Source organism: Desulfurobacterium sp. (assembly GCF_027028515.1).
Taxonomy (GTDB): domain Bacteria; phylum Aquificota; class Aquificia; order Desulfurobacteriales; family Desulfurobacteriaceae; genus Desulfurobacterium_A.
The window spans coordinates 24331-34117 of record NZ_JALVIW010000049.1 but is presented as its reverse complement, the minus strand read 5'-3'; the positions used below and the strand labels follow the sequence as shown (position 1 = coordinate 34117).

Below are 9787 nucleotides of genomic sequence, written 5' to 3'. Positions count from 1 at the left end.
TCTTTGGTGCCAACTTTGTCCCACTACCAGTAATAACCATTTCTTACAGTTTCAAATAAGATGGAAGTGGGCCACCTCTACGTACATGTACCATTTTGCCGGACAAAATGTCCCTACTGTGATTTCTACTCTACAACAGGTAAAGTAGAACCTGAATGTTATCTAAATCTACTAAAAGAAGAACTTAAATTGAAAAAACTAAGGGTAAAGCCTAAAACCATATATTTTGGGGGAGGTACTCCCTCCCTCATGCCACCTTCATTTTTTGAGCATATAATCTCCTTATTCCCGGAAGCAGAAGAGATAACTGTAGAAGTCAATCCTGACGATGTAAACCATGAATACCTTAGAGGTTTAAAATCTGCTGGTGTAAACAGAATAAGTCTTGGAATACAAACTTTTGACGACTCACTTTTAAAAATCCTAAAAAGAAGACACACGGGAACAAAAGGAATTAAAAGTATAGAAACAGCACTATCTATCTTTGATAATGTTTCCATAGACCTGATTTTCGGGATTCCGGGACAGGACGAAAAAAGTATAGAGAAAGACCTTAAAACCCTCATGAAATTTCCATTAAAACACGTGTCAACTTACGCTTTAACCATTTACGAGAAAACTCCGTTCCATAGACTGTTTAAAGAAAAGAAATACGCTCTTCCTTCAGAAGAAACCTTCAGCAAATACTACTCACTGATAGTGGAGAAACTATCAACTGGCGGCTTTTACCAATACGAAATATCGAATTTCTCAAAACTCCAATTTAAGTGTAAACACAACCTTGCTTACTGGGATATGAAAAACTATCTCGGTATAGGCCCCTCTGCGGCCTCTTTACTTGGTAATAAATACCAAAAAAACGTAGATAACTACTTTGCCTATAAAAACGCCATCTCGTCTGGAAAAGTTATCTATAAAGAAGAGGTTAATTTGAGCAGAGAAGAAGTCTTTAAAATAAAACTTGCTATGGGATTAAGGAAAACAAACGGAGTCAATCTTAAAGTTGAAGAAGAAAAGGTAGTCAGAAACTCAATAGAAAAAAGCCCTTTCTTGCAAAATCTGTTAAACAGTAGAATACTTATACTTGAAAAAAGAAAACTTAAATTAAATCCCGAATTCTTGTTCGTATCAAGTTACTTGATAAGTAGAATAGGAGAAGAAATTATTTTTCCTGTATAACGAAATCTCTACAAAAGTTGCTATAATGTAGGTAGCTAATATTAACTGCAGGGTGGTAAATTAAATGACAATCCTTGGTATTGATACATGTCTTCCTCTTGGAAGCGTTGCACTTACCAATAATGAAAAAGTCTTATTTTTCAAAAGCTGGAATTATCCCAGAGAGCACTCCTCAAAAGTATTTGAAGCACTCAGCTCCATACTGGGCACTGGAAAAGGAAAATTTAACCCTATTGATCTTATAATATTTACATCTGGTCCAGGATCATTTACGGGAATCAGGATATGCCTATCCCTTGCAAAAGCTTTTAAAGCTGTAGTGGGTAAAGAGAAAATAGGCACCGTTTCTACATTGGAAGCCCTTTCCTTCAGCTTTTTGAGCGAGAATCTACCAGTTTTCGTTATAGTAGAGGGACGAAAAAACAAATACTACATTTACTGTCGAAAGAGAGATGAAGTAATCATTCCTCCTAAAGATCTTTCTGCAAAAGAGGTCATAAACGAAATTTCAAGGATTCCGGGAAATATGATAATAACCGGAAATTATAATGACCATTCAGAAATAGGAAACTTTATACAATCTTCAAGCAGGCTATTAGAAAGAAGGGCAAACACATCCCTTGCTCTAAATGCAGCCCTTTTTGCTTTAAAAATCGGATACAGAGAATCCCTTGAACCTATCTACATAAGGCAGCCAGATGCGAAACCTTCAAATAAGAGACTGGAAAATAAGTGACCTCAAGAAAATAGAGAACCTTAAAAAAGGACTTAACCTTATCCTTCCCGTATCCCCAAAAGAGTTCTTTTCTAACATATATAGGGGAAAAGTCGCCCTGATAGATGGAAAAATCGTCGGTTTTGTTTTATACTGGATAGTAGAAGATGAAGTTGAAATTCACGCTATTATTGTCAGCGAAAATTACAGGAGAAGGAGCATCGGAACAGCACTTATGACCTCTGTTATAGAAGAACTAAAGAGAATCGGAAAACCCTTTACAATCTTTCTTGAAGTATCGGAGAAAAATTTTCCTGCAATAAACCTTTATAAAAAGTTCGGATTTAAAAAGGTCGCCGAAAGGAAAAAATACTATAGGAACGGGGATAACGCCCTCGTTCTCATGCTTAAAATAAACCCAACGGAGGTACAGGATGTACAGGGACGAAAACTTAAAGAAACTGGCAAGGGAGAAGTTCCACCACTTTGCAACCCTTGAAAAAAAACATCAGGAACTTGACGACATTATAGATAAAATGGAAAAAAAAGCCTTCCTGACACCTAAAGAGGAAGCAGAACTTGACAGGATGAAAAAGGAAAGATTAAAACTCAGAGACGAAATGGTTATGCTTATCAAAAAGGCTCAGGAGGCTGCAAACAATGAGAAGTGACGTTCTGAGAGAATTTGAAAAGCTACCTGCCCGTGCACTCATGATGGCAACAGGAATTAGAAGAGAAGACATCGATAAACCATTAATTGGAATAATTTCAAGCTACACAGACCTTGTTCCTGGTCATGCAGATATGTACGCACTTGAAAGGTTTATAGAAAGAGGAGTTGCTGCTGCCGGCGGCACTCCATTTATTGTTAGAGTTCCTGCTATATGCGACGGTATAGCAATGGGACATGAAGGAATGAAATTCTCTCTCCCTCTAAGAGAAATCATCGCTGATTCTGTTGAAGACGTCGTCAACGCACATCAACTTGACGGTATCGTTCTGCTAACGGCATGTGACAAAATAACCCCTGGAATGCTCATGGGAGCGGCAAGGGTAAACATTCCCGCAATAATCGTAACTGCAGGGCCAATGCTTGCAGGAAGGCGCGGGAAAGAGAGACTTGATCTCGTCACCCACACATTTGAAGCCATCGGAAAGTACAAAGCTGGTGAACTCTCATTGGAAGAACTCCTTGAATACGAACAAACAGCATGCCCATCCTCCGGTGCATGTCAGGGAATGTTCACTGCAAATACAATGGCATGCTTATCAGAAGCTTTAGGAATGTCTCTCCCTTACTGCGGAACATCTCCGGCACCATTAGCAGAGAAAAAACGAATAGCTGAAGCATCTGGAGAAAGAATTGTAGAGCTCGTAAGGAAAGGTATAAAAGCAAGAGATATCATGACTCCAGAAGCCTTTAGAAACGCGATAAGAGTTGACCTTGCCCTTGGCGGTTCTACAAATACTGTTCTGCACCTTCCGGCAATAGCTTATGAAGCCAGTGTTCCTTTTGACATTAAACTCTTTGACGACTTAGGCCGAGAAACTCCAAAAATATGCAGCATGAGACCTGGCGGGAAATACCTTATGGAAGACCTCCACTATGCCGGTGGGATACCTGGCGTACTGAACAGACTGCAAACATTAATAGAAGACAACCCAACCGTCTCAGGAAAATCCATTAAGGAAGTAGCAGCAAATGGAAGAATATTTGACGAAGACGTCATAAGACCAATGGACAATCCTTATAAAAAAGAGGGAGGACTTGCAATTCTCTACGGGAATATTGCCCCGGAAGGCGCCGTTATTAAACAGGGTGCCGTTAGCGATAAGATGAAGGTATTCAAAGGTACCGCAAAGGTATTTAACTGCGAAGAAGATGCTATGAAAGCCGTGATGAACGGCGAAATTAAGCCTGGCCACGTTATAGTCATCAGATATGAAGGACCAAAAGGCGGTCCCGGCATGAGAGAAATGTTAGCAGTTACTGCTGCCGTCATGGGCATGGGACTTGGTGAATCCGTAGCCCTCATAACAGATGGAAGATTTTCCGGCGGAACACACGGTCCTTGCGTTGGACACATTTCACCTGAAGCTGCCGAAGGTGGCATCATAGGAATCATTGAGGACGGGGACGAAATATACCTTAATATTCCAGAGAGAAAACTTGAACTTTTAGTCCCGGAAGAAGAAATCAAGAAAAGACTTGAAACCTTTAAACCTCTCCAGAAAGAGGTTAAATCAAAACTTCTCAGGAAGTATGCAAAACTTGTATCTTCGGCTTCAAAAGGTGCAGTTCAGGAAATTTGAAATAATATATAGGGGAGCTTTAAGCTCCCCTATATAAATTGAAAGAAATTTTTATTTGTTTGTCTTCTTTTAAAAATTCGTTATCATACTACTAGTTGTAGTATCAAAAACCGGTAAAAACGACCTAACTGTCGAATTGCATTGTAGTAAACAGCATAAGGATCGTCTGCCGTAGCAGAGTAAGCACCGCCAAGTGCCGTTTCTGCAGAACCTATACCAAAGGTATCAACATTACCGCCGTACGCAGCAGAAGAAACGGCAAAAAAACAGGATAAAAACAGCAGCAGTTTCCGCATCCCTTCCTCCTCAAAAAGATAATAATTACAGAGATTTTAGCATATACAAATAGATAGAAAAAGAAAGTAAGAGAGAGATTTCCGCGGTCAAAGCAACCCTTTCTTGCTCTAAACCCAATAACTGCATAAATTTCTCTTTACATTAGTGCCGAGAGGGTGATAAATGAAAATTACAGGTCATATACCGGGAAGAGACATCATAGAAAACCCTGAGAGAATAGAGAGAACCCTGAATAGAAACCTCGGAATTGAACTGCAACTTACGGCCGATGTTCTTGAAAAAGTACCATTAAAGTTTTTCTCAAAATTAGCCGAAAAACTGGCCGATAAACCGGTAACATTCCACGCTCCGTTTATGGATCTAAACCCGGGCGCCATAGACAAATACGTACGGGAGGCAACACTAAAACGGTTTAAAGAGCTGAAACCCGCAGCAGAGATATTAAAACCTGAAGTAATTGTTTTTCACTCCGGGTTCTATCCCCGAAAAGTTCTTCCTGTTTACGACAGATGGATAAAAAATTGTGTAGAAACATTTAAAGAAGTGTGTGATCTATTCCCGGAAACAAAAATAGCAGTTGAAAATGTTTTCGACGACGTTCCAGACTACCTAAATGAACTTTTAGAAAAGGTGAACAGAAAGAACATGGGAATATGTATTGACGTTGGACATCTAAATATTTTTTCAAAACTACCACTCGAAGATTGGCTTAACCTCTTTGCAGACAAAATTTTCGAATTTCATATTCACGATAACGACGGTATAAACGACCTCCACATAGCTGCCGGTAACGGAACTTTTAACTTTCAACCTTTATTCGACTTTTTAAAAGAGAACAGAGAAAACCCACTAATCCTTACCCTAGAAGCCAAAACTGAAAAAGATCAGATGGAATCTTTCCAATTTTTGATAAACAACTTAGCAGGAGACGAAGATGGAAATAAGAATATATCCCGATGAAGTACTCAAAAAAAAGGCAGAAAAAGTTAATGAATTTGATGAGAAATTAAGAAACATTGTCAACGAAATGTTTGAAACAATGTACAAAAGAGGTGGCCTTGGACTTGCTGGCAATCAGGTCGGCATTCTTAAACGGATAGTCGTCATAGACATTGAAGCTGGCAAAGAGAGAGAAGGGAAAAACAAAATTGTTCTAATCAATCCCGAAATTATCACCATGGAAGGTGAGCAGATAAATCAGGAAGGGTGCCTGTCACTTCCAGGTCTTTATAAGAAGGTAAAAAGAGCTGCCTACGTAAAAGTAAAAGCACAGAATATTGACGGAGAAGATTTCGAAATAGAAGGCGAAGACCTTGTAGCAAGAGCCCTTCAGCACGAAATAGATCACCTTAACGGTATAGTCTTCATAGATAGACTTTCACCACTACAAAAAAGACTCGCCCTTCAACGCTACAAAAAGCTTAAAAGAGAATATGAGAGAAAAATGAAGAAAAGATAGGCGGAGGGCGTTTAATGGAAAAAGTCATAATAGAAAGACTTGAAGAGATAAGCAGAAGATTTAAAGAGATAGAAAGCCTTTTAAGTAATCCAGATGTAATATCAGACAGCGGGAAGTATAAGAAGCTTGCCCGCGAACATAAAGAATTGCAACCAATATATGAAACATATCAAAAATACAAAAAGGTAGCTGCTGGCATTCAAGAAGCCATAGAGGTGATGAACTCCGGTGAGGACGAAGAGTTCATAGAACTTGCAAAAGAAGAAAAAAAAGAGCTTGAAAGGGAAGCAAAAGAACTTGAAAGCCAACTGAAAATGCTCTTAATTCCAAAAGATCCAAACGATGAGAAAAGTGTAATCCTTGAAATAAGAGCCGGAACAGGCGGTGAAGAAGCTGCTCTCTTTGCAGCAGATCTATTTAGAATGTATTCAAGATATGCTGAAAGAAAGGGCTGGAAAATAGAAATTCTGTCTGCAAATGAAACGGGACTTGGCGGCTACAAGGAAATATCTGCCCTGATATCCGGAAAAGGCGCCTATAGCAGGTTAAAGTACGAAAGCGGCGTTCACAGAGTTCAAAGAGTCCCTGTAACAGAATCAGGCGGCAGAATTCACACGTCAGCTGCCACCGTTGCAATTCTTCCAGAAGCAGAAGACGTCGAGATAAAAATTGACGAAAAAGATCTTAAAATAGACACCTACAGATCCTCAGGAGCAGGTGGTCAACATGTAAACACAACAGATTCCGCCGTCAGGATAACACACATCCCAACCGGTATAGTTGTAACCTGCTCAAACGAAAGGTCTCAGATTCAAAATAGAATAAAAGCAATGAAAATTTTAAGGGCAAGGTTAAAAGAACTCTACGAAAGACAACAAAAAGAGCATCTTGATTCAACCCGCCGTTCCCAGATAGGAAGCGGGGATAGAAGCGAAAAAATCAGAACGTACAACTTTCCAGAAAACAGAGTAACAGACCATAGAATTAAACTTACCCTCTACAACCTCGAACAATTCTTAGACGGAGAAATGGACGAAATGATAGACGCCCTCGCTGCTGCTGAACAGGCAAAAAAAATAGAGAATTTAGTAACAAAGGACAACCAATGAAAAAAGTAAATGTAATCGGTGCAGGATTGGCAGGAAGCGAAGCGGCGTGGTATTTAGCGCAAAAAGGTATTCCGGTTACTCTCTACGAAATGAGACCTAAAAAACTGACCCCTGCTCACAAAACAGAACTTTTTGGAGAGCTCGTCTGTAGCAACACACTTGGCGGAATTGACGAAACAACCGCAAGAGGTCTCCTGAAAAAAGAGATGGAAATCCTCAATTCACTCATAGTTGAAGCAGCTAAAAAAACAGCCGTTCCAGCAGGCGGTGCACTTGCGGTAAACAGAAAAGACTTTGCGACTTATATAACAGAAAAAATATCGCAACATCCTCTCATAGAAGTTACCAGAGAAGAAGTTACAAAAATTCCTGAAAACGAAATTACAATAGTGGCAACAGGCCCTTTAACTTCAGATTCCCTTTCTCAATACCTAACTAAATTTCTTGGAGAAAAATCTCTTTCTTTCTACGACGCCATAGCACCTATTGTCTATGCTGATACAATCGACTACTCAAAATGTTTCTGGGATTCACGGTACGGTAAAGGAGGCAACGACTATCTGAACTGTCCAATGACCAAGGAAGAGTACGAACGGTTCTACAACGCCTTATTGGAAGCGGAAAAAGTCCCTCTAAAAGAGTTTGAAAAGGAAGCCTACTTTGAAGGATGCATGCCCATAGAGGAGATGGCAGAAAGGGGAAAAGAAACACTGCTTTTTGGACCTCTCAAACCTGTGGGTTTAATAGATCCTAAAACGGGCAAAAGGCCTTTCGCCGTAGTTCAACTAAGGAAAGAAAACAGAGAAGGCACACTGCTTAACATGGTAGGATTTCAGACAAAACTTACCTATCCTGCACAGAAAAAGGTGTTTAGACTCATTCCGGGTCTTGAAAACGTTGAATTTGCAAGGTATGGCAGCATTCACAGAAATACATTTATAAACTCTCCTAAACTATTGCTTCCAACCCTTCAACTGAAGAAAAACCCAAACATTCTCTTTGCTGGACAGATAACAGGCGTAGAAGGCTATCCTGAATCTGCCGCAAGTGGCATAATCGCAGGAATAAATGTGGCAAAACTTTTAAAAGGTGAAGCACCGGTATCACCACCCCTTACAACAATGATAGGCGGTTTGTTAAAATACATAACTGAAGCTGACTCTAAAAGATTTCAACCTATGAACGCAAATTTTGGTCTTCTTCCACCTGTTAAAGCAAAAGGTAAAAGGGTTAGACGAAAAATACAGGCAGAAAAAGCTCTAAAGGATATGAAAAGATGGGCTGGAAACGTTTTATAGCAGCATTGCTAATCATTCTGCCTGCTCCGGCTTACGGTAGCAGGAATATCTATAAGATAAATATAATAAAAATTAGAAAGGCACAAGAAAATACCGGGAAAAAGATAATCTATTATAAAATAAAGCCGGGGGACACACTTTACGGAATTCTGAGAAAGTATAATTTGCCCCTTAAAATGATAGGTGAAGTGGCCAAACTAAATAAACTTAAAAACCCCAATCTTATTTTGAAGGGACACATTCTCAAAATTCCACTACCGGGCGTAAAAAAGAAAGGAGTAAAAGAAAAATTTAAAGTAGCAAACAATGTAGTTCCGGATTTTTCCCCTATAATAAACGGTAAAGGTGCTAGAACCTACAAAAAAGGAATGATTTTGCTAAATTCAGGAATGGTTAATCTTCAGCAAAATCCAGTAGTAACAACCGGCGGAAACAGCTATATAATCGACCTTAACAACAACCTGACGGAGCAGGAAATAAAAGAACTGCAGAATATTGGATACAAAGTAATAAAAAATAAAAATCAGCTCAGAAAGCTCATTGAAGAAAATCTCCTGAACACATTCGGTTCGTTTGAAGCAAACGGCACGATAAAGCTCGGCACATTTGACAGGTTAACATACCATTATGATTACCTGATATATGACATGGAAACCGGAAGCACAAAAATATTTAATCTTACACCCGACACGCCGAAAGAACTTAAAAACCTTTTATCAGCTTATGGAATCACAGTGGAACAGCCAGAAGCAAAATTTGAAAAAGGAAAACCTGGAACGCTTAAAATTTTAACAGGAACAAATATAGAAAAAATCACAGAGCTGATACACCTTCTAACAGGAGAAAAAGCCATAAAAGATGGAAACGGCTATAGTTTCAACAGGCACAAAATTTTTGTTGTTAAAGAAATGACCTCACCAGAAGAGATAACAGAAAAAAAGATGGCTGGTTTCACGATAGCAAAAGTCTATCCAGACATGGGAAAAAGCATAAGAGAAGCTGTTAACACCATTCCTTTCGCAATACAAAGAATAAAGCTCATAATAGTGGAACCGCCGGGAACTGAGGGAAAGCGATCAAGATTTGAAATCAAAGGTTTTTCTATAGAAACACCAAACAGAACGTACTTTCTCATACCTGGTGTGGAAAAGCCGGAAGAGATTCCGTATCTTATCTCAAGAGGAATCAATTTAATAATATATTAAATTAAGTTGTATTATATGCAAGAAGCTGGAAGGGTCGTGCTAATAATTTTATGTAGTCATGAGGGACATATCATGAACCTCTTCTTTAGCCTCAAGAAATCTATTGTGTTGGATCACCTATGCCTGTTGTACTTGGAATACTTTGACTCCCATTTCTTATTGAATCTTTCGAAACCCTTTAGAGCTTTCTTTGCCTCTACTTGCCTGTTCCT

At 39.2% G+C, this 9787-nt stretch carries 11 protein-coding genes; 10 read left to right on the top strand and 1 reads right to left on the bottom strand.

What is annotated here, in order from left to right; translation table 11 throughout:
• The first annotated feature begins 60 nt into the window (after positions 1-60).
• The 5 genes from hemW to ilvD all read left to right on the top strand — a co-directional run bounded on the left by hemW (position 61) and on the right by ilvD (position 4207).
• Positions 61-1179 carry a radical SAM family heme chaperone HemW gene (gene hemW, locus MV676_RS04465; RefSeq protein ID WP_297445577.1) on the top strand — a complete coding sequence of 373 codons (1119 nt, stop codon included), beginning with the start codon at positions 61-63 and terminating at the stop codon, positions 1177-1179.
• A 64-nt stretch (positions 1180-1243) separates the two neighbouring features.
• The gene (gene tsaB, locus MV676_RS04460; protein ID WP_297445576.1) at positions 1244-1915 is read left to right on the top strand and encodes a tRNA (adenosine(37)-N6)-threonylcarbamoyltransferase complex dimerization subunit type 1 TsaB; all 672 of its coding nucleotides are present in this window, start codon (positions 1244-1246) and stop codon (positions 1913-1915) included.
• Positions 1878-2393 carry a ribosomal protein S18-alanine N-acetyltransferase gene (gene rimI, locus MV676_RS04455; protein WP_297445575.1) on the top strand — a complete coding sequence of 172 codons (516 nt, stop codon included), beginning with the start codon at positions 1878-1880 and terminating at the stop codon, positions 2391-2393. Before tsaB ends, rimI begins: the two co-directional genes overlap by 38 nt.
• On the top strand, positions 2329-2565 hold the full coding sequence (locus MV676_RS04450) for a YdcH family protein (protein ID WP_022846422.1): 237 nt from the start codon (positions 2329-2331) through the stop codon (positions 2563-2565). The genes rimI and MV676_RS04450 overlap by 65 nt, the downstream gene beginning before the upstream one ends.
• The gene (ilvD, locus tag MV676_RS04445; RefSeq protein ID WP_297445574.1) at positions 2555-4207 is read left to right on the top strand and encodes a dihydroxy-acid dehydratase; all 1653 of its coding nucleotides are present in this window, start codon (positions 2555-2557) and stop codon (positions 4205-4207) included. The genes MV676_RS04450 and ilvD overlap by 11 nt, the downstream gene beginning before the upstream one ends.
• Positions 4208-4290: 83 nt before the next feature.
• On the opposite strand, the gene MV676_RS04440 is transcribed toward ilvD, so the two are convergent.
• A complete protein-coding gene (locus tag MV676_RS04440) occupies positions 4291-4503 on the bottom strand; it encodes a hypothetical protein (RefSeq protein ID WP_297445573.1) in 213 nt (70 codons plus the stop codon).
• 163 nt (positions 4504-4666) lie between these two features.
• On the opposite strand from MV676_RS04440, the gene MV676_RS04435 reads away from it, so the two are divergent.
• From MV676_RS04435 to MV676_RS04415, 5 genes are read left to right on the top strand one after another with little or no spacing between them, the layout of a single operon-like run.
• On the top strand, positions 4667-5464 hold the full coding sequence (locus MV676_RS04435; RefSeq protein ID WP_297445572.1) for a sugar phosphate isomerase/epimerase family protein: 798 nt from the start codon (positions 4667-4669) through the stop codon (positions 5462-5464).
• A complete protein-coding gene (def, locus tag MV676_RS04430) occupies positions 5439-5963 on the top strand; it encodes a peptide deformylase (protein WP_297445571.1) in 525 nt (174 codons plus the stop codon). Before MV676_RS04435 ends, def begins: the two co-directional genes overlap by 26 nt.
• A 26-nt stretch (positions 5964-5989) precedes the next feature.
• Complete coding sequence (gene prfA / locus MV676_RS04425) at positions 5990-7072, top strand: peptide chain release factor 1 (protein WP_027719946.1); 1083 nt, start codon at positions 5990-5992, stop codon at positions 7070-7072.
• Positions 7069-8370 (top strand): FADH(2)-oxidizing methylenetetrahydrofolate--tRNA-(uracil(54)-C(5))-methyltransferase TrmFO, encoded by a 1302-nt coding sequence (gene trmFO, locus MV676_RS04420; RefSeq protein ID WP_297445568.1) that lies wholly within the window; start codon positions 7069-7071, stop codon positions 8368-8370. Before prfA ends, trmFO begins: the two co-directional genes overlap by 4 nt.
• Positions 8349-9575, top strand: a complete 1227-nt coding sequence (locus tag MV676_RS04415) for a LysM peptidoglycan-binding domain-containing protein (RefSeq protein ID WP_297445567.1) — start codon at positions 8349-8351, stop codon at positions 9573-9575. The genes trmFO and MV676_RS04415 overlap by 22 nt, the downstream gene beginning before the upstream one ends.
• The last annotated feature ends 212 nt before the right edge of the window (positions 9576-9787 follow it).

Bases quoted from the DNA above. Each gene is read 5' to 3' on its own strand.
- hemW (WP_297445577.1), top strand. From the start codon at position 61: ATGGAAGTGGGCCACCTCTACGTACATGTACCATTTTGCCGGACAAAA.
- tsaB (WP_297445576.1), top strand. From the start codon at position 1,244: ATGACAATCCTTGGTATTGATACATGTCTTCCTCTTGGAAGCGTTGCA.
- rimI (WP_297445575.1), top strand. From the start codon at position 1,878: ATGCGAAACCTTCAAATAAGAGACTGGAAAATAAGTGACCTCAAGAAA.
- MV676_RS04450 (WP_022846422.1), top strand. From the start codon at position 2,329: ATGTACAGGGACGAAAACTTAAAGAAACTGGCAAGGGAGAAGTTCCAC.
- ilvD (WP_297445574.1), top strand. From the start codon at position 2,555: ATGAGAAGTGACGTTCTGAGAGAATTTGAAAAGCTACCTGCCCGTGCA.
- MV676_RS04440 (WP_297445573.1), bottom strand. From the start codon at position 4,503: ATGCGGAAACTGCTGCTGTTTTTATCCTGTTTTTTTGCCGTTTCTTCT.
- MV676_RS04435 (WP_297445572.1), top strand. From the start codon at position 4,667: ATGAAAATTACAGGTCATATACCGGGAAGAGACATCATAGAAAACCCT.
- def (WP_297445571.1), top strand. From the start codon at position 5,439: ATGGAAATAAGAATATATCCCGATGAAGTACTCAAAAAAAAGGCAGAA.
- trmFO (WP_297445568.1), top strand. From the start codon at position 7,069: ATGAAAAAAGTAAATGTAATCGGTGCAGGATTGGCAGGAAGCGAAGCG.
- MV676_RS04415 (WP_297445567.1), top strand. From the start codon at position 8,349: ATGGGCTGGAAACGTTTTATAGCAGCATTGCTAATCATTCTGCCTGCT.